This is a genomic window from Paenibacillus pabuli NBRC 13638 (assembly GCF_001514495.1).
In the GTDB taxonomy this organism is placed as follows: domain Bacteria; phylum Bacillota; class Bacilli; order Paenibacillales; family Paenibacillaceae; genus Paenibacillus; species Paenibacillus pabuli.
Genome location: NZ_BCNM01000003.1, coordinates 1 through 22952, shown reverse-complemented (window position 1 = coordinate 22952; position 22952 = coordinate 1). Strand labels below are relative to the sequence as shown.

Annotated in this window: 18 protein-coding genes and 1 pseudogene; 11 read left to right on the top strand and 8 right to left on the bottom strand. The window is 48.3% G+C overall.

Annotated features, from left to right (window positions below; translation table 11 throughout):
- The first annotated feature begins 16 nt into the window (after positions 1–16).
- Both PPA03S_RS05615 and PPA03S_RS05610 read left to right on the top strand, forming a co-directional pair.
- Entirely contained in the window at positions 17–817 is an 801-nt protein-coding gene (locus PPA03S_RS05615; RefSeq protein ID WP_062320730.1) for a nucleotidyltransferase domain-containing protein, read from the top strand.
- A gap of 313 nt (positions 818–1130) precedes the next feature.
- Positions 1131–1382 carry an RNA-binding protein gene (locus tag PPA03S_RS05610; RefSeq protein WP_062320728.1) on the top strand — a complete coding sequence of 84 codons (252 nt, stop codon included), beginning with the start codon at positions 1131–1133 and terminating at the stop codon, positions 1380–1382.
- Positions 1383–1570: 188 nt separating this feature from the next.
- Here the strand turns inward: PPA03S_RS05610 and PPA03S_RS05605 are convergent, their stop codons facing one another.
- Positions 1571–2491, bottom strand: coding sequence for an AEC family transporter (locus PPA03S_RS05605; RefSeq protein WP_062320726.1), 921 nt, complete (start codon positions 2489–2491; stop codon positions 1571–1573).
- A gap of 121 nt (positions 2492–2612) precedes the next feature.
- Between PPA03S_RS05605 and PPA03S_RS05600 the strand changes: the two genes are divergently transcribed.
- The 3 genes from PPA03S_RS05600 to PPA03S_RS05590 all read left to right on the top strand — a co-directional run bounded on the left by PPA03S_RS05600 (position 2613) and on the right by PPA03S_RS05590 (position 5477).
- A complete protein-coding gene (locus PPA03S_RS05600) occupies positions 2613–3128 on the top strand; it encodes a mismatch-specific DNA-glycosylase (RefSeq protein ID WP_062320724.1) in 516 nt (171 codons plus the stop codon).
- Positions 3129–3325: 197 nt separating this feature from the next.
- On the top strand, positions 3326–3898 hold the full coding sequence (locus tag PPA03S_RS05595; RefSeq protein ID WP_062320723.1) for an RNA polymerase sigma factor: 573 nt from the start codon (positions 3326–3328) through the stop codon (positions 3896–3898).
- Positions 3879–5477 (top strand): DUF4179 domain-containing protein, encoded by a 1599-nt coding sequence (locus PPA03S_RS05590; RefSeq protein WP_062320721.1) that lies wholly within the window; start codon positions 3879–3881, stop codon positions 5475–5477. Before PPA03S_RS05595 ends, PPA03S_RS05590 begins: the two co-directional genes overlap by 20 nt.
- Positions 5478–5627: 150 nt before the next feature.
- Here the strand turns inward: PPA03S_RS05590 and PPA03S_RS05585 are convergent, their stop codons facing one another.
- Entirely contained in the window at positions 5628–6686 is a 1059-nt protein-coding gene (locus PPA03S_RS05585; RefSeq protein WP_062320719.1) for a LacI family DNA-binding transcriptional regulator, read from the bottom strand.
- A gap of 382 nt (positions 6687–7068) precedes the next feature.
- Here PPA03S_RS05585 and PPA03S_RS05580 point away from each other — a divergent pair, with 382 nt between their 5' ends.
- Positions 7069–8388, top strand: coding sequence for a glycoside hydrolase family 125 protein (locus tag PPA03S_RS05580; protein WP_062320716.1), 1320 nt, complete (start codon positions 7069–7071; stop codon positions 8386–8388).
- A gap of 300 nt (positions 8389–8688) precedes the next feature.
- Here PPA03S_RS05580 and PPA03S_RS05575 read toward each other — a convergent pair whose 3' ends face one another.
- Complete coding sequence (locus tag PPA03S_RS05575; RefSeq protein ID WP_062320714.1) at positions 8689–9744, bottom strand: Gfo/Idh/MocA family protein; 1056 nt, start codon at positions 9742–9744, stop codon at positions 8689–8691.
- 75 nt (positions 9745–9819) lie between these two features.
- Positions 9820–10707, bottom strand: coding sequence for a sugar phosphate isomerase/epimerase family protein (locus PPA03S_RS05570; protein WP_062320712.1), 888 nt, complete (start codon positions 10705–10707; stop codon positions 9820–9822).
- Positions 10708–10836: 129 nt separating this feature from the next.
- Here PPA03S_RS05570 and PPA03S_RS05565 point away from each other — a divergent pair, with 129 nt between their 5' ends.
- Complete coding sequence (locus PPA03S_RS05565; RefSeq protein ID WP_062320710.1) at positions 10837–11724, top strand: helix-turn-helix transcriptional regulator; 888 nt, start codon at positions 10837–10839, stop codon at positions 11722–11724.
- A gap of 115 nt (positions 11725–11839) precedes the next feature.
- On the opposite strand, the gene PPA03S_RS05560 is transcribed toward PPA03S_RS05565, so the two are convergent.
- A complete protein-coding gene (locus PPA03S_RS05560) occupies positions 11840–12523 on the bottom strand; it encodes a hypothetical protein (protein ID WP_062320708.1) in 684 nt (227 codons plus the stop codon).
- Positions 12524–13014: 491 nt separating this feature from the next.
- Between PPA03S_RS05560 and PPA03S_RS05555 the strand changes: the two genes are divergently transcribed.
- On the top strand, positions 13015–13932 hold the full coding sequence (locus tag PPA03S_RS05555; protein WP_062321243.1) for a PD-(D/E)XK nuclease family protein: 918 nt from the start codon (positions 13015–13017) through the stop codon (positions 13930–13932).
- A 155-nt stretch (positions 13933–14087) separates the two neighbouring features.
- Here PPA03S_RS05555 and ald read toward each other — a convergent pair whose 3' ends face one another.
- Positions 14088–15221, bottom strand: a complete 1134-nt coding sequence (gene ald / locus PPA03S_RS05550) for an alanine dehydrogenase (RefSeq protein ID WP_062320706.1) — start codon at positions 15219–15221, stop codon at positions 14088–14090.
- 190 nt (positions 15222–15411) lie between these two features.
- Here ald and PPA03S_RS05545 point away from each other — a divergent pair, with 190 nt between their 5' ends.
- Positions 15412–17082, top strand: coding sequence for a PucR family transcriptional regulator (locus PPA03S_RS05545; RefSeq protein WP_062320704.1), 1671 nt, complete (start codon positions 15412–15414; stop codon positions 17080–17082).
- A gap of 55 nt (positions 17083–17137) precedes the next feature.
- Here the strand turns inward: PPA03S_RS05545 and PPA03S_RS32760 are convergent, their stop codons facing one another.
- A complete protein-coding gene (locus PPA03S_RS32760) occupies positions 17138–17422 on the bottom strand; it encodes a hypothetical protein (protein WP_157283969.1) in 285 nt (94 codons plus the stop codon).
- A 348-nt stretch (positions 17423–17770) separates the two neighbouring features.
- Here PPA03S_RS32760 and PPA03S_RS05540 point away from each other — a divergent pair, with 348 nt between their 5' ends.
- Positions 17771–19843 (top strand): nSTAND1 domain-containing NTPase, encoded by a 2073-nt coding sequence (locus PPA03S_RS05540; RefSeq protein ID WP_062320702.1) that lies wholly within the window; start codon positions 17771–17773, stop codon positions 19841–19843.
- A gap of 186 nt (positions 19844–20029) precedes the next feature.
- Here the strand turns inward: PPA03S_RS05540 and PPA03S_RS05535 are convergent, their stop codons facing one another.
- Positions 20030–21733, bottom strand: coding sequence for a sigma-54 interaction domain-containing protein (locus tag PPA03S_RS05535; RefSeq protein ID WP_062320700.1), 1704 nt, complete (start codon positions 21731–21733; stop codon positions 20030–20032).
- Positions 21734–22181: 448 nt separating this feature from the next.
- Between PPA03S_RS05535 and PPA03S_RS34480 the strand changes: the two are divergent.
- A pseudogene (locus PPA03S_RS34480) lies at positions 22182–22952 on the top strand (YVTN family beta-propeller repeat-containing protein); the annotation flags it as partial.

Below are 22952 nucleotides of genomic sequence, written 5' to 3'. Positions count from 1 at the left end.
TGAAGGAGGCAAGGACATGACCCATGTTCATGAAGAAATGAGAGATACGATTAGACGACAGCTGAAGCAGATTGAACAGGAGGAGCAGGTGCGGATCATCTATGCCTGTGAATCGGGCAGCCGAGCGTGGGGATTTCCTTCACAGGACAGCGATTACGATGTTCGTTTTCTGTATGTCAGACCACTGGAATGGTACTTGTCGATTGAGGAACAAAGGGATGTAATCGAACGTCCGATCAGTGATCAACTTGACATTAATGGTTGGGATTTGCGCAAGGCCTTAAAGCTGTTTCGCAAGTCGAATCCGCCACTGTTGGAGTGGCTGCAATCCCCGATTCAGTATGATGAACGTTACAGCGTGGCGGAGCATATTCGTGCATTGTCGCCTTTAACGTTCTCACCGAAGTCCTGTATGTTCCATTATCTGAATATGGCGAAGGGGAATTTCCGTGATTATCTGCAGGGGGAGCAGGTGAAGATCAAAAAATATTTCTATGTGCTGCGCCCATTACTCGCCTGCGGCTGGATCGAACGTTATGATGCGATGCCGCCGATGGCATTCGAAGAGCTGGTACAAGAGCTTATTCCTCAGAGCGCGCCGCTCTATACGGAAATCCATGAACTGCTGCGCCGGAAAAAGGCAGGTGAGGAACTGGATTTGGAGCCGCAGCTTCCAGCGATACAGGCTTTCTTGGCAGAGAAGATTGAGCATTTTGAACGATTGGCCTCTCAGATGGAGAACGAGCAAATTATACAATATGAAGAATTGGACCGGATCTTTCTTTTTGCACTACAAGAGGTGTGGGCGGAGGCCTGAGATTAAAGTATGAGGTCGTTCGTATTTGCACATGGAGTCTGAAGCGGTGGACCCACGTTCGTAACAGAATAGTTGAAGCAAAAGACTTCGGATTCCTTTGGATGTAAGGTTATGGGGCAGGTTTGGTCATTCCAAGCCTGCTTTTTGGTATATTTTTCGTCAAAATCCTTTAATCAAGATAATTAAAATTAGGAGGTTTAACGTTAATATAAATAACTAAAGCCCTATATGTTTCAAGTCTGTTCTGGGTAATAATGAATAGTAAGGAAGTAATCATTGGAATCTCACAACGTAACGATAGGGGGTAACCTGTATGGCGTCAATGATTCTACTGGTGAAACAGGCAGAGGACGATGAAAAGGTTATTTATCGATTCGGACCGAATGAGCGGAAGATGGGACTCATTGAGATGAATAAGGTTAAGGAAAGTGTGAAAGAGTTGGAGCCTGTTCAGGTCGAGGGAGTGAGTCCAAGTTTTTATTTCAATCGGGCTGCTCAGCGACTGGTTCGATGTTTGTTCAGAGAGGGCGGCAAGTTCCCGGAGCGAACGACATGTGAAGCTTAGTTCTTATTGGCTGGCAAGTCGTACAACGGATTTGATCCGATGGAATATGCAGGTAACAAAAGAGGTTCATGCGCACCCCCAGAATGGGTACGTTTGGACTTTTTTTGGTTGCAGTGGCTTTTCCTCAGCTAAAATAAAGTCCACAGCTCCATGTGGGGGCGTGGACTAGTTATTTTATACGTATAAGGTCAAAATGTCTTCGCAAACGAAATCAGTGCGGTAATGGTAATGATGTTCAAGAGCGTCGAGATTAGCACTGTCTGGGCGGCAAAGTCTGGCTCATTATCGTACTCCTCGGCCAGAATGGACGCATTGACGCCGGTAGGCATACCAGATGCAATAATAAGAGCCTGAGCGGCGATCCCTTGCAACCCGAGCAGCAGCACAATGGAAATCCCGATAGCCGGGCCAATCAGCAAACGCAAAAATGTGCTAATATACACATCAAGACGGTACAGGCGGATCGGATATTTAACAATCTGTGCCCCGAGTGTCAAGAGTGCCACAGCGACCATACTTTGCTGCGCGTAAGTCAGCGGCATGGACAGGAATGTGGGCAGTGGAATATTCCCCATATGAAACAAAATGCCAAGCAACAGCGCATAAGGAACGGGCATTTTGAGAAATCCAATGATTACGGCACGGTAGTTGCCTTTGAGCTTCGCTCCCTGAATGGACAACACCCCATAGGTGAAAGTCAGCAATGCCTGTAAAGACATGACCAATGCCTGGATGGAAGAGGCCAGCGGATCACCACGGAACACCAGGGAGTTGATGGGCAGCCCGTAATTGCCTGCGTTATCCAGCATGATACTGTTGTTGAAGGCAGCCTTCATGCCTTTATTCATGCGAAGCGAGCGTGCGAACACAGACCCCACAATATAGAGAATAATTACATACAATGCGTAAAAAAGCGTGACGGTTCCGAGCAGCTCCCCCGACATATCGGAGTGATACATGCTCATAAATACGGCTGCGGGGGTAATACAATAGAAATTGATTTTGGCGAGGGTATACAAGTCCAGCTTGAACACCTTTTGCATCCAGGACCCGACGGCAATCAGAAGAAAGACGGGCAGGACGACTTCAAGCATGATGTCTGCAATCATCAGTTCAGCTTCCTTTTTCATGAAAATTTCAGTCCGATTTCGAAAATACCTCACCCATTATATCATTTTATACACAGATGGAAGTTGTAAATGACTAAAAAAGAGAAGGGAGCCTTTCATTATGATTCCAGATCATCTGGATTATGGTTTATCGATATTATTTATCGGATTCAATCCAAGCATCACGTCTGGAGAGACAGGTCATCATTATGCTTATAAAGGAAACCGCTTCTGGCGCATTCTTGAACGTTCCGGATTGACTCCCCGTTTATATGATGCACAAGAGGATGGAGAGCTGCTGAAGCTGGGGTATGGATTTACCAATATTGTGGCCCGGCCGACAAGGGGCATGGAGGATATTACCAAGGAGGAGTACGCAGAGGGACGGAAGATTTTACGGCAAAAGCTGGAGGAATACCGACCCGACATCGCCTGTTTTGTCGGGAAAGGAGTATACACCCAGTACAGTCAGCGTGCTAAAGCGCAATGGGGATTTCAGGACGACCCCGTCGTCAAGGAGATTCACGAGTTTGTTGCCCCGTCATCCAGTGGGCTCGTGCGTATGTCGATGGATGAGATCGTAGCGATCTATTCACAGCTTGCTGATTTTGTCTCAGTGAAAAGCAGAGAGGACTGAAAAACGGAAAAAGAGAAACTTCACAGTGCAGCAAGTGCAGCAGCAAAAATGAAACTTTACTGGTTGCAGAGTTCGCCCGTCCGGTTAGCACCGGGTGGAGCGAATTCTTTTTTTTGGATAAAGTGAGAGGTTTCAGGAAGTACGTCCGTCTATATAGTACAGAACCATGCATGGAAGCTGTAGAGAAGGGGGATTACATGACTCAACAGATACCAGAGGAGGAGCTCATTCAGCGTATTATCGCGGGGGACAAACAGCTATTTGCTGTGCTCGTGGATCGATATAAAAATAAAGTCTTTGGCATTTTGCGCGGAATGGGTGCGAGTCATCCGGATGCACAGGATCTCGCTCAGGATACGTTTCTTCGGATTTACCGCTATCTTCCGACACGAAGAGAAGGAAGCAGTTTCTCGTCCTGGGTATACACCATCGCTGTGAATCGGATGCGGGATTTTATGCGGCAGCAGAAGCCTGTGATGACGGCTGTTCATACGGATTTGGAACAAACCAGTGGTGAAACGCCAGAGAAACATGTGCTGCATAAGGAGATGCAGCGTGAAATATATCGCCAGCTGGAACAACTGCCGGAATCGTATCGGCTGGTGCTGCTGCTTAAATATACGAATGAACTGAGCTACGAAGAGATTGCAGATATTACGGACATGAGTCCCGCACAAGTGCGTAATGCACTTTACCGAGGGAAGAAAACGTTAAAGAAACAAATGGAGCGCAAAGGAGGTTTATCGACGTATGAAGCCTATTCCAAATGATGAGGATCGGTTGTGGGGACAGCATTTGTTCCGTGATGAACCGGATGCGGATTTTACGCATGAGGTAATGCGGAAGCTGGATGGAATGACCATGGAGAGCGCAGAAGACGGGAATCCATTTACGAAAAAAGCCTCCAAATCCCACTGGATGCGCCGTACGGGGATTGCAGCGACGGCGGTTGTGATTCTTGTGGGAGGGGCATGGTTTGCTTTGGATCACACAGCAAAATCCACGCAACCCACGGTAAATGCCGTAAATCAGCGGCTTCCCGACATACCTGTACCAGAAGAGGTAAGAGCTCATTATCTGACGGACGATTACAAACGTCTGAAGCCACTTGGTCTTGTAATTAACCCGAATATTCAAATTGTAGATCAGGGGTATACGCTCAAGATTAGAGATGTCCTAGTGGATCGTTCACAAATTATTATTATAACCGAACAAAGCAATCCTGAAGGCAGCACGATACCAGTTGTTTATCCGGATGCGGGAAGAATTCATGTTACAGATGAAAAAGGGAACAGTGTTGCTTCCATGGCGATAGATACGAGGCTTAGCAGTGGGACGTATCAAAGATTTGTATTCCAACTGAATGATGATATTCCAGATCACGTATTTGTACGGGGAGAATTAAGTTATTTAAAAATCCCTGATAATTATAATGTTAATACTGGAGAAATTACAGCAAGTAATACAACGGTGGATTGGAGCTTCCAATTTAATATCGATATGACCAAAGCCAAATCATTGGCTGTTGAGGCTCCCATGAACAACACCTACACTACTCCAGAGGGCTTAAAACTGGATATGACACAGCTTGTACGTACGCCAAATGGGACCCGCCTTGATATGAACATCAGTTTGGATGATCAACTGCGTGCCAAAGTTGGAGAAGATTGGGCGGAAGATATGGACATCATGTATCATATCGAAATCCCGGAAACGAATGAGTATCGAATTTTTAACGAGAGGAGACCCAATGCCCGTCAAGCCAAATTCCGGCTCCGAGATATGAGTAGACTGAGTGAGAATAATGATGGTCAAATGAAGCTTTCTGAGACATGGGACCCTGCTTATGTTACGGTGGATGCGAAGAAGATTCGCTTTATTCTAGATGGCTACACCATCCCGGCGCGGGAGGAGAAGTCCGTGGAAGTAGATCTGGAAAAGATGCGTAAGGATGCTGAAATTTACACCTACGTACTGCAATTTGAACAATATGGAGATGAAATTTTATTTTCTGATTTCAATTACAAACCGGTATGGGAATCCTATGACAAAAACTACTCACTTGTCTTGGAGGGAGCTGGGACTTTCCGAAATGCTTTTAATGGCGATCACTGGGTGGCCGTAGATTCGAAAGGAAAAGAGTATCCTGTTCAAGTAATCGGTTTTCCAGGCCAGCCTAATAATAACGGAGAATACGTTGCAGACAATCTGAAATTGGTCATCCGTGGTTTTTACAAAGAAAATGGAACAAAATTCACCTTAAAAAGAACCGTAGTTAACCGAGAGTACCGTGATGTGAATTGGGAAGTGGATCTTCCGTCGTATGCAAGCCTGCCTTGGCAGAAATAACAGTTATGAATGCCAAGAACGGAACGGAATAAGCTTGGATGAATCATAAGATAGTGATGAAAGGCCTCGCATAATAACATGCGAGGCCTTTTTGGTATGCAATAAGTTAAGTTAAATTGTACTGATGCTAAGAAAAGTCGCCCACATTGATTACGCCGATTCCCTTGGAATCAAAGTAGTCGATAACATGACCGTTTCCTTCGGTGTACCTGGGCGTTCAATCCTGCGCTGCAAAGCTTCGATTGCACGCTGACCGAGTTCCTCTTTGCAGAGGTTGACCGTGGTCAGGGGCGGGGATGATGCAGCGGAGGCATGCACATTGTCTATACCGATGACAAGGCAATCCTCAGGTGTGGAGAATCCCATTTCCTGCAACTTATTCATCCACTGCAAGGCGATATCATCATTGACGCCAATCCAGGCATCGGGCCGTTCGTCGTCCGGCATGTTTTGGATGGTGGCAGCCAATTGGTCAATCCATTCGCCGTTCTCATAAGGAATATTCCATTCTCTGAACGTGGTCATACGACTGCTGTCTGCGTGAAAATGGTTCAAGGCCAGTTCGATGCCGATCTTCCGCTGCGCAAAGCTGGCAGCCCGGCCATCATCCGTAATCAGACCGATGCGGCGGCACTGCATCGACATTAAGTATCTCGCCACAGTAATGCCTGCTTCCAGATTATCATGGCTGATGGTATCACAGTTCAACAGTGGCTCCTGATGATCTACGAGTACAATGGGGCGGCCTGTCTGAGCCAGTCGTTGCAGGATCGCATGAGGGAAAGCTCCCATGGCGATGACTCCTGCACAACGTTCCCAGTCCAAGTGGGGAGCGATGGCCCGTTCTGGCGGCGTGTGTTCATCAGCGACTCCCAGAGAGGGAGATACAATGGCATGATGCCACCCTCTTTCATTACAGGCAGAGATCATGCCGGAGAGGACGCGCTGCCAGTAGTGGGGCTCCCCCCGGTTGAGCTGATTCATGCAGATGAGAGCAAATGGGGGCTCGGATTGTTCTGCGTGGATTGTAGTAGGAACAGTACTGCTTCCTGGGGTGCTTTGGCGATATCCCAAGGCACGTGCTAATTCCAGCACACGGGCGCGTGTCGCTTCGCTGACACCTGTCTTGCCGCTAAGTGCACGGGAGACGGCATATTTGGATAATCCAAGCTGGTCAGCCAGCGACTGGATGGATACTTTACGTGACATTTCATTACTCCTTCATATGTAACTATACAAGTTGAACGAATGATTTTACACTAGATCACTGCCAGCAGAACAATCTTCTGATCGCTGTTATCCCCAGACTTTTTCTAATCCCTTATATAAAGGGAAAATCCGGGGATAAAGGCGAACGCGTTGCTTGTCCAGATTTTTTCTGCCTCTCCGTTATCGTGTAAATACTCAGTTTAAATTATTTATTTGGGTTTAAGCAGTCCTTGCCAATTGACGATCATCTTCGGGCACAGTACACTTACAAATAATAATGTTATTATAATTTATCATAACGAAAATAACAACATGGCACAAATCATTGAATGAAACGATGCAAACCAATATGGAAAACTTTCATTTGAAGGAGACGACATCCATGGATCAGTTCAGATTACCGAAAATCCCCATGCCGCATCTGGAGTTGCCGGAAGCTGTGCAGAACATTCTCACCGAGGCTGAGGAAAGACTGCAGCATAGACCCAGATTGCTGGCACAGTTCCGTAACTGTTTTCCCAACACGCTGGAAACGACGACAAAGCTATTGGATGATGGGACAACCTTTGTTATTACAGGGGATATCCCGGCCATGTGGCTGCGTGATTCCGTGGAGCAGGTGATGCACTACGTTCCGCTTGCGAAGGAAGACGAACAGCTGCAGCGGATCATTGGGGGGCTGATCAAACGGCATACGTTCTATGCGGACATCGATATCTATGCCAATGCGTTCAACGAAACGGCTAATGGCTGGCACTGGGATGCGAATGATGAGACAGAGATGTCGCCTTGGGTGTGGGAACGCAAGTTTGAGCTGGATTCACTTTGTTTCTCCATGCGGCTCGCCTATGCGTATTGGCGTGAGACGGAATTGACGGATATATTTGACGAGCGTTTCAAGAGGGTAATGGAGAGCGTAGTCAGTCTGTGGAAAACGGAGCAGCGCCATGGCGAGCAGTCGCCATATCGATTCATGCGCCGGAATTGTCCAGCCCATGATACGCTCCGCAACGAAGGATTGGGGATGCCGGTCAACTATACCGGGATGATCTGGTCCGGATTTCGTCCCAGTGATGATGCATGTGATTTTCATTATAATATTCCGGCAAATATGTTCGCAGCGGTGACTTTGCGCCAAATGGGGGAGATTGCAAGGTGGGTATTTCGAGATGAGAAGCTGGTCAGCGAGATGGCTCATCTGGAAGAAGAAATACGACATGGTATTTCCTTATATGGTACTTACCGTCACCCCGAGTATGGGCAGATTTATGCGTATGAGACGGATGGTTACGGCAACTTTTGCCTAATGGATGATGCAGGTACCCCGGGACTTATGTCCATTCCGTATTTGGAGTATGCATCCACCGAGGATATCGTGTACCAGAATACACGCCGCTTTATTTTGAGCAAGGAAAATCCGTTCTATTATGAAGGACAAGCAGCCAAAGGCATCGGCAGCCCCCATACTCCGCCCGGATACATCTGGCATATGGCGCTGTCCATGCAGGGTCTGACCGCAGATAATGATAAGGAAATGCTGGAGATGATTGATCTGCTGGAGAACACGGATGCAGGTACCGGGTATATGCATGAAGGTTTTCATTCGGATGATCCGAACACGTTCACAAGGCCCTGGTTTGCCTGGTCTAATAGCCTATTCTCGCAGCTTGTGTACAAGGCCCTGAAAAAAGGAATTCTATAAAATGATGTAAGTTCAAAAAAATAACTGCCTGCAAAGCAGCCGTTCCGGTTACGAATCGTTCTTTCGATCGCTGTTATCACCGGATTTCCTGATCGCCTTTTGCAAAGTCGAAATCCGGTGATAAAGGCGAGCACTTCGTTTCTCCAGAATCGATTTCGTCCCCTGCACTGCGTTTGCTATTTGGCATGACATTTTTTTGCCTACATCATTTCTAGAATAGAAGAGTAAGCAGACAAAAAGCCCAAACTGCAGAAGATTCGCAGTTTGGGCTTGGCTTGTTAGGAAATGAAGAACTCAACACTATACAGTCTTCAGCAGATCTGCAATGAACACCTTTTGACCTGTGCGGGCACTTTCGAGGGATGCAAGGACCATGGCCATGCTGAACTGGTTGTCGCTGCAATCGGTCTCAGGTAGCTGTCCGGATTCCAGCGCAGCGAACATGTCTTCGAGGCAGCCATGATGCCCTGTTTTCTCCATGACAGGCTGCTCTGCTTCGATCCGCTCACACGGTTGGAAAAAGGATGGTTTGCCTTCCGCATCCAGATGCTGAGCAGAGACAACTTCAGCATAAATATCATCATGCCCATCCCAGATGGCGGTTCCTTTTTCTCCGGTTACGCGCCAGGATGCTTCCCATGACGTAGGCACACCTTCGGTGCACCAGGAGCCGCGATAGTCAAACACCGAGCCATCGGACATTTCAAAGATGCATAAGGCCATCGCGTTACCCTTATACCACGACCCTGGAGGGTTGAATTCGTGGCAGTACACCGAGACCGGATTCGCACCGAGAATATAACGGGCCTGGTCGAAGGTATGTATTGCCATATCCAGCAGCAGTGGACTATCCATCAGGTCACGGAAGCCACCGAAATGGGGTCCAAGAAAGAAGTCTGCACCCGCATAACCGACCTGACCAATTGCTCCTTCCGAGATCAACTGCCGGTAAGCGCGAATGCGCGGATCGAAACGGCGATTCTGCATCACAGCCTGAATATTGCCCGTACGGCGTGCAGTCTGAACAATATCTTCACAGTCGGAGAAGGATTCCGCCAGCGGCTTTTCGCCAAATACATGACATCCTTGTTGTAACGCTGTCATGGCAATGCTGTGATGACTTGCTGGAATCGTGACATCAAATACAATATTGGCATCCGTTGCTCGAATGGCCTCACTGATATCTGTAAACGTGGGACAGGAGAGACCGTGCCGCGCAGCGAGTGCGGCAGCAGTCTGTTCATATAGATCGACAAGCCCTACAATTTCAGTGTCCGGCCTTTGCATGGCGTAATCGACCCAGGTGTTAGACATGGCCCCACAGCCTGCCACAACTACCCGATAAGGATGACTCATCCTATCATCTCCTTGTGCTTCTCATTTTCTATGCTTGTGCGGGTAGATATCATGTAACTTAGTGCGATCCCATTTCTATACCGGATTCGGTACAAAATCCCCACCACGGCATTGTTTCAAATAGTTTAGTGCATGCACCTGTCCGGTCATTTCGAGTTCATCTTTGTAGACAGGGTCATGCCAGCCTTCAATATCAATCGTTCCCTGATACCCGTTTTGACGCAAAATGGTAATAATATCAGACCAGTTGGTATCCCCGAACCCGGGCGTGCGGTGCCATACGAATTCACGCGGGCCGTGCACGCCATATTCCTTGACGATATCCCAGGCAATCGTGGCATCTTTGCCGTGTACGTGGAACACTTTATTAGCCCACTTGCGCAGCTGAGGAATCGGGTCGATCAGGCTGGACATCTGATGGCATGGCTCCCATTCCAATCCCATATTTTCATCGGGAACCGCATTGAACATCATCTCCCAGGCCGTCGGATTATGTGCAATATTCCAATCGCCCGTCTGCCATGTACCACCCATATCACAATTCTCAAAAGCAATGCGTACACCCCGGTCCGCTGCCCGGCGAGCCAATTCTCCAAACACTTCCTTGAACCTTGGAATCGATTGGTCAATCGGCTGATCGGTTAGTCTTCCGGTGAACCCGGAGACAATATCCGCTCCGAAGAGCTGGGCATGATCAATAACCCGTTCCCAGCTGGCCAGTGTATCGGCATTATCCCCTGTTCCGGTTAGCGGATTGCCAAATACACTTACGGCAGAGATGACAATGCCTTGTTCGTCTACGATTTCACGAACACGTTTGGCTGTTTCGGCCAGATCCAGATCACCAGTCGTTTGCCAGAAAGTCAGATTAAATGATTCGAAGCCATGTTTCATGATCTGTGGAATGACGCGGACTGCGTCGTGCCCCCCTACAAGGGTGCCTATGCGTAACGGATTATTCATGGTTGTATTTCACTCCAATATTGGCTTATAGTACTTCGTGACACACTCATTATAGCCGGGCATCTACGGGATGGCTCTATACAATCTTGTGCAATATTAGTCGGATCTTGTGAGGAGGGGATAGACGTCGTGCTGGATCTGAAAGCGCTTCACGAAAATACCCGTATTGACCATAAATCGTACCCGTTTCAATTATTCCAAAACCGTTGTCGGGAAATGAAGACGGAAGAGTGCATTTTATACTTGCACTGGCATGAGCACTTTGAACTGATCGTCATGCGACAGGGAAGTGCACAATTTCATATCGACAGCAGGCCTTATGTGGCTCACGCAGGTGAGGTCATTATAATACCTGGAGGCGCATTACACGTGGGATATGCACTGGAAGATGGAGATGTACATTATGATTCGATCGTGGTCAATCCTGCACTGTTTCATGATTTTACGCATGATCCCGTTCATTTGAAATATGTGGCTCCCTATTTGGAGGGAAGGGTTAGATTTCCGGTGAAACCGGTGGAGCAGGATGCCATTTGCCAAGGCTATTATTCCCTGTTGAACGAAGCCGTGGAAGAGATGGCATTACAGCCACCAGCCTACCAACTCGTTGTAAAATCGAAGCTGCATGCATTGTTCACGCTGCTTGCCCGTACATTTATGCCACTGCAACTTCCAGACAAAACGGCCGGATCATACTTCCCCAATCGGGAGCGGTTCAAGCAATTGATCGAGCAGATTGAAGCCGAGCCCACGGAGAAAATGTCTGTTACCGAAGCAGCCGGTCAGGTGGGGCTAAACACCTATCATTTTTGCAAAATGTTTAAAAAACTGACCGGACGTACCTTCGTGGAATATGTGAACGGATGCCGTATGACTATAGCAGAACAGCTGCTGCAGGAGAGCAGCCTGACCATTACCGAGATCGCCGCCCGGGTTGGCTGCGAGAATGCCAATTATTTTACGAAGCTGTATAAACAATACAAGGGCATGACCCCTTCCCAAGGGCGACTGAAATAGCAGACTCAGCGTTATCTCCGTACAAACAAAAATCCGGATACTCTCCCATTTCTGGCAGTAATCCGGATTATTTTATGGGGATCAGAACATAACATGATCTGTGTATGCAGAGGGTTTATTTCATAAATTTCGAGAATAATCGGTTCGCCTTTTTGGAAAGGTCGTCCATTTTGACATTGGCCTGGTCAAGTTGATTGTATCCCCATTTGATCGTTTGCAGCATACGCGGAGAGATGGGCGTACCTTTGATCCGGGGATAGATATTGTGGTAAGCCCAGACGAGATGTTCCCAGCGGTTGTCATTGCCGTCCTGAATGTATTCCGATACGTCAATTACTTTCCCGCGTCCATTCTGGAGAAGTACATTTTTCAGGTGAATGTCCCGCGGATTCAGGCCACGGCTGCGTACGGCCTCGCGCGCTTCGTCCACGTCGAGCATGACCTGCTCGGGAACGGGAATTCCTTTTTCAAGACATTCCAGCAAGGTATCCCCAGGCTCAAAACTGATCACCAGAATATTTCGGCCGCTGCCGTAATAGGTGGGGAAATAGGGCAAGCCCTTGAGCTGCTCATACACCTGTTTTTCATTTTCCAATTTGTCCAGGGCGTGATCGGAGTACATCTTGAAGGCATACTGCGGCAAGCCGTCATACGTAAATACCGCCGCATCTGTTCCTGTGCCAATACAATTCAGTCCTTCTACCTGGCCAATGATGTTCACGAGCTCATTCCGGTCGCTTCCGATGACTTGGATTTGTTGTAATGCCTCTTCCGCCTGGAACCAATCCGGTCGATTCATGGGTGGTGCCTCCTTTAGGATATGCCTGTACATTATTTTTTCATATAAGATCAACTTATGAGTTTTACACTCGGCCGCTCCGCGTGCAGAATAATCTTTTAATCGCTGTTATCCCCAGATTTCTTTGATTCTCTTTCTAAAAGGTGAAATCCGGTGATAAGCGTTATGCTTCCGATGTAGCTTTCTTTCAGAAAGCTTTCAGGCGAACGCTTCCCTTTTTCAGATTTTTTCTGCCCTCTCCGTTTTAGTGTAAATCTAAGTTTGATCTTATATCAAAGCAAAGTCCTTACTCTTTTAGTATATTATCCGTTCTGCTGTGTAATTTCATCTTTTGGTGATGTAACTATATAAACGTTACGGATTGAATCGGAAACGGTTGCAGTTAGAAGAAAATTACGGAAGGGTGCTTGCAGCATTTTTGCCCTTTCCTATATACTGTGAGCATTAAGGGATCTCATGCAGATCCGGCATACAGAAAGGCAGAATATCTTATGGCACAATACCCGCAGTGGTCTTATTCGCAGTCGCGGGCGAGTATGTTCGATGAGTGCCTGCGCAAATATTATTATCATTATTATGGAGCCCATAACGGCTGGAAGGCAGAGTCGGCTGATGAGATGCAGGTACGTCTGTATCGGTTAAAACAGCTCAGTAATCTGTACCTTGTGTTCGGTGACCTCGCACACCGGATGTGTGAATCGGCGGTTCGCAGCAGGGAAGAAGGCAAGGATAAACCTCGCGAGCACTTTCTGGAACAGACGATGCGCAAGCTGCTGAATCAGGCATATATGGAATCCATGGATCAGGATCAGTGGCGGCTGGACCCCAAGAACCGGGTAATGTTGTCCGAAATGTATTACGGAGATGACACGTTGAATGACCGAATAGCGACGATCAAAGAACGAGCTTCGGCCTGTGTCAGCCATCTGTACCAGACGCTCACTTGGGAAGATCTGTCCCGTGCGAGTACGGATATTTTGGAGATTGAGAAATGGGATACCATGATGCTGCACGATACGCGCGTGTATGTGAAGATGGACTTGTTATATCGGCGCAGCAACGGCAACATTGTCATTGTGGACTGGAAGACAGGCAAGGAGGATGACTTCTCGGATCAACTGATGCTGTACGCATCCTATGTAAGGGAGCATTACCGGGTACCGCTGGAGCAGATCGAGCTGCGGGTGGAGTACCTGTTAACCGGAACACACCGGGAGTTTACAGCAACGGAAGAGGATATCCTGAAGGTGGAGGAGAGCGTGGGGCGATACATTGCGGAGATGCGCTCCTGTGTGGATGATGAGTATTACAACCGTCCCAAGGACGTCTCCTATTTCACACCAATGCCTTCGCGCCGCGCGTGCCGGGACTGTAATTTCCGCGAGGTGTGCAGTGAACGTGCAGTGTAGGAGACGGAAGTGCCTGAACTAATAAGTCTTGAAGAACGATTTTATATGTGTATAAAAAAAGAAGCGCCAGCCTGGGCAGGATCTGCCCGGACAGGCGCTTCTATACGTTCCACAGGCCGGGCGAGAAGGCGCCGGGTGGAACGGCTATATCAAGATTACTGGACCGCGGCGGTATTCTCCAGCGCCTGTCCTGTGGGAACGTAGGCATGCCCGAGATCCCGGGCAACCGCCTCATAGGTGATATGTCCATTCAGTACGTTCACCGCGCTGCGAATGGACGCACTGCCGCGAATCGCGGCGGCTGCACCGTGGTTCGCCAGCTGCAGCGCATAAGGCATGGTAGCGTTGGTCAGTGCCACCGTAGATGTGCGCGGCACCGCGCCGGGCATGTTCGCTACCGCGTAATGCACCACACCATGCTTCACGTAGGTCGGTTCATCGTGGGTCGTGATATGATCAATGGTCTCGACAATTCCGCCCTGATCAATCGCGACATCCACAATGACCGAACCGGGTGCCATGGTGGTGACCATCTGTTCGCTGACCAAGGTGGGCGCCTTGGCGCCCGGAATCAGCACCGCACAGATCAGCAGGTCGGCTGCCGCAACAGCCGCCGCAATATTGGATGGACTTGATACCAGCGTTTGAATCTGATTGCCAAAGATATCATCCAGCTGGCGCAGACGATTCAGATTCAAATCAAGGATGGTCACATCTGCACCCAGACCAATTGCGATTTTGGCTGCATTGGTTCCCACCGTGCCTCCACCGATAACCACAACCTTGCCGCGGCTTACGCCGGGTACCCCGGATAACAGAATGCCTTTGCCACCTTCCGTTTTCTCCAGCAGCTGCGCTCCAATCTGAGCCGACATGCGGCCGGCTACTTCACTCATCGGGGTAAGCAGAGGTAAGGTGCCATTGACCTCCAGTGTTTCATAAGCAATGGCGGTTACACGGCTCTCGATCAGAGCCTTCGCCAATGCAGGTTCCGCTGCGAGGTGCAGGTAAGTGAAAAGGATCAATCCAGGACGAAAATAGGTGTATTCGCTGGCTAGGGGTTCTTTGACCTTAATAATCATATCTGCGTCTGCCCAAACGGATGAAGCCGTATCTCGAAGCTCGGCTCCGGCTGATTGATATTCACTGTCTGTGAATCCACTGCCGAGCCCGGCGCCTTGTTCAATCATCACCTGATGACCAGCTCTGACAAAATCAGCAGCTCCGGCCGGTGTCATCGCTACACGATTTTCATTATTTTTGATTTCTTTCGGAATTCCGATTCTCATCGCCATGCACCTCGTCCATTTAATGGTTGTTAGCTTATACTACAAGTTTATGACTTGGATCATGGTTTTGCATCTTACTTCCTGTCTATCTTTTATGGATTTGAATCAACAAAATGTCGAGAAAAGACTATTCAGGACATTTGTCCATCGCTTATAATGTAAGAAAAAATGACACTACGAGGGATCAATATTGAGAAATGACCGTGTTTTTACGATAAAGGATATCTTGGCTCGCCCCGTCTTTGCCAAAGCAAGTCTTGCTGCGGGGAATGAGGGAACATCCCGTCAGGTTGGCTGGGTCCATGTGTTGGAGATTACCAATGTTTCTCCATTTGTAAGTCCCCATGATCTTATTTTATCCACAGGACTATGGCTTCAATCGGAAGAAGGGCGTGAAGAATATCTGCTCCAGTTAATTCGGAGCGAAGCGGCGGGGCTATGTGTGGAGTTTGGCACGAGCATTCATGGCATTCCCCAAGAATTGATTGAACTGGCTGACAGGCATCAATTTCCGCTTATCGTGTTTGAGCAGCCGGTCCGTTTCGTTGAGATTACGCAAGATATTCACGCATTGCTGATTAATCATCAACACCAGCTGCTGAAGAGCCTGGAAACCTATTCCCGTCAGCTCCAGCAGCGAACATTACAGAGTACAGACATGTCGGCTGTGCTTAACCTTCTGCATGAATACGCAGCCAAGCCGGTTGTTTATATCTCGTCCATGGAACCGGGCAGTTTTGTGCCGGAGCTGTCTTCGGAGACACAGCAAGCGATCTACACATGGTATGAACAGGAGGTTGAGCACCTGGATCTCAATGATTCGGACATCGAATTATGGTTCCATCTGGACGAGGAACAGGTGCTGCTGTGTCATCCGGTCGTATGTTTTGGGCAGGTTTTTTCCGCGGTAGGGATGATCATGCATCCTTCAGTTCCTGCCGAGTATCTCAAGCTGCTGCTCGATTATACAGCGAAGGCAGCAGCGGCATTGACTTTGCGCTCTCAGTTTCTGGAGGAGAAGATGGTGCGCAACCAGAATGAGCTGATTCAGGATCTAATGAACGGAAACATTGTTCATGAGGAACAGGCTCAGACCCGAATGGGACTCCGTTTGCTGGTCAAGGGACAGTACTGGTTTGCAGGCGGGGTTATTGAGATGGAGCATCGTCTAAAGGGGATTGGCCGTGAGCGAATGGAATCCAACCATCAGGATATTCTGGTTCTGCTGCGTTCCTTGCTCAAAAAGAACAATCTGTCCAGTCTCATCATGCTGAAAAACAATCAGGTATATGTATGTTGTGCCAAGGAAGAGAGCAAGACAACCACGCGAAATCAACTGGTCAAATTGTTGGAAGGCATTCTTGGTGATGTAAAGAGGTTTGCGAATCGCAACCTGAAGCAGGTTGTGATCCATGCCGGATTTGGCAAAATCCGCAACCGCTTGACAGGCATGCCTGATAGTCTCCGGGAAGCTTATCAGGTGATTGAAGTTTCACGATCCGTAGATCGGCTGGAACATATTCATTTTTACGAACGTATGGGTATATATCAAATGTTAAAAGCATTGCCCCAATCGTTCCTTCAGCCTTTTGTGAATGACCATTTGGGCGTTCTGATTGAGTATGACCGGACCCATCATCTAAGGCTGGTGGAGACCCTGAGTGTCTTTTTGCAAAACTTCGGTTCCAAGCGGGATGCGGCTGCTCAATTGTTCATACATCGGCAAACCTTGTACAATAGATTGGAGAAGTTAGAAGAATTAATGGGACCTGACTTTATGGATCAGGAGAGAAGAATCTGTCTGGAGATGGCGCTGCTTGCTCATGCCATGATCGAGGATGAACAGGATTTTTCGTCTTGATGGACCAGGTTTTCAAGATCATCGAGACTGTGCATCATCTTAAGATCTGCACAGTCTAGCAATTTTTACTGATGCGGCGAGCGTTACGTAAAGCTGTCGGTAATCCTGATTGGCCAAGAGTTGGGCGGCGGCCGCGAAACAGCTTGGGCTGATCGGAAGAGGGAGCAAGCGATAATGAGGTAGGAGTAACCAAACGATATGGCGAAGAGCTTCGTTCCGGAAGATTTCCCGTTTCCATTGTTTTGGATGAGACTCCGCTTTGATGTAACCATTCATCAAGTCGCTCATGGTTGATTCCTAGTTGTCCGCTCAGATTACAGATATCGAGGTTTTTTTTCACATATATCCGCCTTTCCTGGAATATCGGGCTGTATTGGTTATGAAAGGGAAGCATGAAGTTCGAAATGGATAGATGTTCATGGACTTCAGCAATTTGCATCACGCAAAATGCTCCATTGATTGGTGTGCCCGATCGGCGGAATAAATAATCGATTATGCTGAACAACGGGGTGAAAAGGTGTATGTAAACCGGTTAAAAGTTAGTACACCGCCGTTGTGTGCATTTTTCTATAATTTGGCTTTTAACTAGATTTTATCACTTCATATGCAGCTGTGCGTCTCAATATAGTCTCATTTTGTGAGAAATAAAGGTTAGGGAACGTACCAGTACCTAGTACGGAGGACGCTGATGGGAAACGGTAGTGAAGTTCAATACGATAGATATGATGGTCATGGAAAACGATTCATAGGTCGAGCCAAAGAACTGATGATGTTGGACCGATGGTTCGACAATCCAGAAGCACCTTTAACCATTTTTTCAGTTACGGGCATGGGTGGGATTGGTAAATCCTCCTTGTTGTCCGAGATGTTGTCCGTTGCCCGAAACCAGGAAGCGACCGCCATATGGATGGACGGCAGATCCTGCGGCTCGACACCGTCAGTTTTTCTGGAATATTTGTCCTCTACATTGGGACTGGAGACCATGGGTACTGACAGTAGTGCTCGGCCCTTGAGTCTTCTGAGTCAAACTTCGGTACAGAGACGGCTGGTCCTTGCTGTGGATAACTATGAGGAGCTGGCACTTCTGGAAAGTTGGTTCATGGAAGTGTTCGTATCCAAGCTTCCGTTATGCGGTGTTCTGATCATTCTGGCTTCAAGGCCGGAGCCCGCTTCAGCGTGGCGAACACATCCAAGGTTGCGGCAGCGCCTTGTACAGATGCCTCTTCCACATTTTACGGGTGAAGAAGTATCCGAATATATTGCAGCAGCAGGGTCATTGAACAAGAGCATGGCAGGGACGATTGCACGTATGACGGATGGACATCCGCTGGGACTGGCGCTTGCCGTTGAAGCTGCAGATCAGCGCAGGCATATTCCTCTTTCCGAGTGGACCGAATTGTCACAGAAGATAAGCGCAAGGCTGCTGCTTGAATTGACGCTTCCCCGTTTGCATCCAATGGTAGAGGTATTAACGCTGCTGGAAACAGCGAATCAGGAATTGTTGGCCTCCGTGCTGCAGACCGAGGTGACGCTTGAAGAATACAATGTTCTGAGGCACATGTCGTTCATTCGTTCCGGACCCAATGGGCTGGCGCTGCATGACATGGCCAGAATGCATCTGCTCCGGGATTTTCGGCAACGGGAGCCACAGCGTCTGCAAGCCATGCGTGTACGAATTGCGGGGTTGCTCAAGCCGCTCCATGAACAAGCAGATCCGCACGAGAGACGTCAGATCACTAGGAAAATGCTCCTTTTGTGTCAGGAATCCATGCTCCAGCATCGGAAATATGCGGATGTGTCGGCAGATTCACTGTTCTCTCCATTGGAAGTAATGAGAGCGGAGGACTTGCCATCATTGCAAAAATTACTCCAACAGTGGTGTGAGTACAGCGTGGAGCCCTGGCAGGCGCCGTCTTATCCTGCTTTTTTGAATGAACTTGCACACCGTTATCCTGAGGGGATTGTCTTGATGCGTGACAAGGATGGCGAGCCAATCGCTATGTTCATTACGGTGCTCGTGCACCGGGAGAGCAGTGGGATGCTTTCCAACTATTTTCCGAATGAAATGCAAGAGTGTTTCACACCGGAGGAGTTGAATTGCGATCCGGACCAGACGGATACCCATTTTGCGGTACTGGCAGCGGCAAGGGATGATGTGCCTGGCTACAAACGGGAAGAACTTGTGGGTTATATGTCGCTGGATCGGTTGTCGTTACTGGGAGAAGGGGCCAGAGTCATCTTGGTCGCAACCAATCCGTATCTCAAGCTATTTTTGCAGAACATTGGGTTCCAGATCAGAAGAACGCGAACTCGCTTATGTGACGTGTATACAGATCAGGCGGATGTGCTGGATCTGGATCTGCGCAGTGGGCAATTCGGTGACTGGGTGATGTCCTTGTTGGACCCGGATGCAAAAGCGAGTGGGGGGGTAACGCAGAGGACATCGCGTATCGATCGGTTACCTTGGTCCGAGCAGGATGTACGCAAATTGTTGACTCATCTGCACTCTCCCGGAGAATTACATGAGTACGCAGCGCGAGTGAATAACATGGCGGATGGACTTCAATTACAGATGCATGTGCTGGACTTGCTGGAGGGTCGTGTTCACGGTATTTCTCAACAGGATCAGATGCTGTTATATGCAGCCTATTGGACACATGCTGGCAATCCAACTGCCGCGGCACGGGCTTGCTCGATGAGTCGGGCTACGTTCTATCGACATCTGCGAACGGCTTTGATCCGGTTGGCGCGTGTTCTGTAAGGTGCGAATAAATCCCCGGCATATTTAGGAAAAACTTCCGTGGAGAGACTCGCCAGCCTGGATCGGTTAACTCATGTATCATTGGAGCTTGTAGAGTAAACAGGGGGGAGGGACGCGTGATTCCACAGCATCATCGAGACTTGATCATTTTCTGTATCATTCATTATAACCACAAGAAGAGGCTGGTCATAGACCGAGCCTCTTCATGCGGTTATAGAGTGTTGCTCTGGAAATGCCGAGCTGCCGGGCAAGCGTTCTTTTGTTGCCTTCGGCGGCTTTCAGATATTGCAGCAGAAGTTCCGACTCATAGGCATCGAGCTGATCCTGATAGGAACCCGGTGTTATATCGGCTGATGCTGATTTGATTTGGAGCTCTCCGTCACGGAGGGTATCAGACTCATCCAATCCTGCAGCGTTTGCTGCTGATCCTGGTTTTACCTTATAGGGGGAAGGGAGCTGTCCCGTGTCGTCCAATATGGTTGGTACAAGCTCGTTGTCTGGGATGAAGGTATCCGGCAGGTATTCAGGCTTGACCTCACCGTCCGTGGTGAGAATGGTGATTCGCTCAATCACATTTCTTAATTCCCGCACGTTGCCTGGCCAGTCATAGTTGAATAACAGCTTGAATACCTCGGGCGGAATCCATTCAATATGACGGTTGTACAGCAAGGAAAATTCTTGCAGGAATGTTTGTGTCAACTCGTAAATATCTTCTTTGCGCATCCGCAGGGGAGGAATAACGAGATTGATGACATTCAGTCGATAGTAGAGATCCTCCCGGAACTGATTTCGGGAGATCATGCTCAGCAGATTCTGATTGGTGGCTGCGATAATCCGGCAACTTGCGTGTTTCATGCGTGTTCCGCCAACAGGGAAGTAACTCTTCTCCTGCAATACACGAAGGAGCTTCACCTGAAGCTCCAGCGGCATTTCGCCTATTTCGTCCAAAAAGAGCGTGCCGCCTTCAGCAAGTTCGATTTTTCCCTTTTTCCCCTTGGGATCAGCTCCAGAAAATGCACCCTTCTCATAACCAAATAACTCACTTTCAAATAATGAAGCAGGAATGGCACCGCAATTAATGGCGATAAATGGAGCTGTCTGCGGTTCACGCAGGTCGTGAATGGCTTTGGCAAACAGCTCTTTGCCTGTTCCGCTCTCCCCAAGAATGAGCACCGTAGCTGAAGTGGAACTGATTTTGCGAATGGTGTCCAGACATTGTTTCATTACCAGGCTGCTGCCCTTGATTCTGGCAAAAGGATCAGACTCCGGGCGTAGACGGGCCACGGCCTTCTCCAGATGTTGGACTTTGGATGTCATATGTAATAACTCCTGATGCAAGCGGATTTCGGTTGTTATGTCCACTTCGGCGGCAACCGCACCTACAATGCGTCCATCCAGTTGCACCGGACGTGCATTAATCAGAGCGAAAAGGTCGGTTCTTGGTTGGTGTTGTTTGCGGTATACCGTTTCGCCGGTATATAGCGTTTTGAGGGATTGAAGGCGTTCTGGCGGAAAGAAGTCCGCTGCCGGTTTTCCGATGATATCTTTTTTGTTAATGGAAAAAACATGCTCCGCCCCCGATGTCCAGTAGGTTACCTTGGCTTCTTCATTAATTAATGTCAGAGCCGAGCCTGCCGTCTCCAGCGTGGTTTCAAAATAAGCCTCCAGGAGGCGATGAGCATTCATCATGGCATAAAGAACATCGGATACAGCGATATATCCCAATAGGGGTCCATCATCCTGAATCATGAGATAAGGTGAAGTGTTGAACAGAGGGATAGCCTCTGCCAACTCTGTAGATGAAGGGATGACAGACATTGTGAGTCCTAAATCCAGGATACTCTTATCGGTGCGTAATAAAGACATCAAATCCGGAAGTAAGTGTTTCATGGGTATCACCTCAGTTTGAGCATAACTTTCAGAAACAATACACGGTTAATAGCTACTCACACATGATCTGCAAAGAAATCGGTTTGGAACAAAGAGAGATTATTGATATTATAACTTTCCGTATGGAGTGTGTATATATTTTTTGACATGAAGCGTACATCTTAAAGCTATAGAAGAATAAATATTTATTTCATTAGTTTAGAATACGCTTTCAATTTAGTGGTTCGGGTACAAGTGCTGAATTTGGAGTGGGAATTGGGGTTTCTTGTGGTTTCCTTGTAATTAAACATGACATTTAAGTCCTGATTTATGGCATTTCATTTTAAGGGCAGATGAAGTGATTATTCATTAAGTCTACGAATTGTCCACACCATGAAGAACCTTTTGAATAATGCTATACGAAGGACCTTAAGAGAATGAATGCATTAATTCAAAGGGGAGTGAAGATATGGCCATTCTGTCAACGGGTCCTATAGAGAATAATATTTCAGGGATAACGGGTACCCGACCGACTCAATTCGTTACGGTGAAAATCGATAACCGAAATTCGTCAGATGCGTTCAGTGTGCTTCTTATGGGTTACTTCCTTAATGAGGTTAGGACGTTATATGTAGAAGAACTGCTTAATGTGTTGCCTAATCAGGTTATAACCAGACATTATAATAGCAATTTTGACGGGTTTGAGTTTGTGTTTTCAACCTCAGATACAGCTTCTCCAGAGGCACAAATTTCTGTTTGGGGCAAAGGTGCCCAGGGTGAGTTGGTGGCCGCTCACCGCTTGGTTTCGCAAGAATTACTGGGTGAGTCTCAGGTAGTTGCGGGCGTAACAGGCGTCACTGGAGTGACGGGAACGACTGGAGTAACGGGACCGACAGGTGCCACTGGAGTAACGGGATCAACAGGCGATACTGGAGTGACGGGACCGACAGGCATCACTGGGGTGACGGGATCAACGGGCGCCACTGGAGTGACGGGACCAACAGGTGCCACTGGAGTAACGGGACCGACAGGTGCCACCGGAGAGACGGGACCGACAGGTGCCACTGGAGTGACGGGACCGACAGGCGATACTGGAGTAACGGGATCAACAGGCGATACTGGAGTAACGGGACCGACAGGTGTCACTGGAGTAACGGGATCAACAGGCGATACTGGAGTGACGGGACCGACAGGTGCCACTGGAGTGACGGGATCAACGGGCGTCACTGGAGTAACGGGA

Coding starts and splice junctions, on each gene's coding strand:
- PPA03S_RS05615 (WP_062320730.1), top strand. CDS start 17: ATGACCCATGTTCATGAAGAAATGAGAGATACGATTAGACGACAGCTG.
- PPA03S_RS05610 (WP_062320728.1), top strand. CDS start 1,131: ATGGCGTCAATGATTCTACTGGTGAAACAGGCAGAGGACGATGAAAAG.
- PPA03S_RS05605 (WP_062320726.1), bottom strand. CDS start 2,491: ATGATTGCAGACATCATGCTTGAAGTCGTCCTGCCCGTCTTTCTTCTG.
- PPA03S_RS05600 (WP_062320724.1), top strand. CDS start 2,613: ATGATTCCAGATCATCTGGATTATGGTTTATCGATATTATTTATCGGA.
- PPA03S_RS05595 (WP_062320723.1), top strand. CDS start 3,326: ATGACTCAACAGATACCAGAGGAGGAGCTCATTCAGCGTATTATCGCG.
- PPA03S_RS05590 (WP_062320721.1), top strand. CDS start 3,879: ATGAAGCCTATTCCAAATGATGAGGATCGGTTGTGGGGACAGCATTTG.
- PPA03S_RS05585 (WP_062320719.1), bottom strand. CDS start 6,686: ATGTCACGTAAAGTATCCATCCAGTCGCTGGCTGACCAGCTTGGATTA.
- PPA03S_RS05580 (WP_062320716.1), top strand. CDS start 7,069: ATGGATCAGTTCAGATTACCGAAAATCCCCATGCCGCATCTGGAGTTG.
- PPA03S_RS05575 (WP_062320714.1), bottom strand. CDS start 9,744: ATGAGTCATCCTTATCGGGTAGTTGTGGCAGGCTGTGGGGCCATGTCT.
- PPA03S_RS05570 (WP_062320712.1), bottom strand. CDS start 10,707: ATGAATAATCCGTTACGCATAGGCACCCTTGTAGGGGGGCACGACGCA.
- PPA03S_RS05560 (WP_062320708.1), bottom strand. CDS start 12,523: ATGAATCGACCGGATTGGTTCCAGGCGGAAGAGGCATTACAACAAATC.
- PPA03S_RS05555 (WP_062321243.1), top strand. CDS start 13,015: ATGGCACAATACCCGCAGTGGTCTTATTCGCAGTCGCGGGCGAGTATG.
- ald (WP_062320706.1), bottom strand. CDS start 15,221: ATGAGAATCGGAATTCCGAAAGAAATCAAAAATAATGAAAATCGTGTA.
- PPA03S_RS05540 (WP_062320702.1), top strand. CDS start 17,771: ATGGGAAACGGTAGTGAAGTTCAATACGATAGATATGATGGTCATGGA.
- PPA03S_RS05535 (WP_062320700.1), bottom strand. CDS start 21,733: ATGAAACACTTACTTCCGGATTTGATGTCTTTATTACGCACCGATAAG.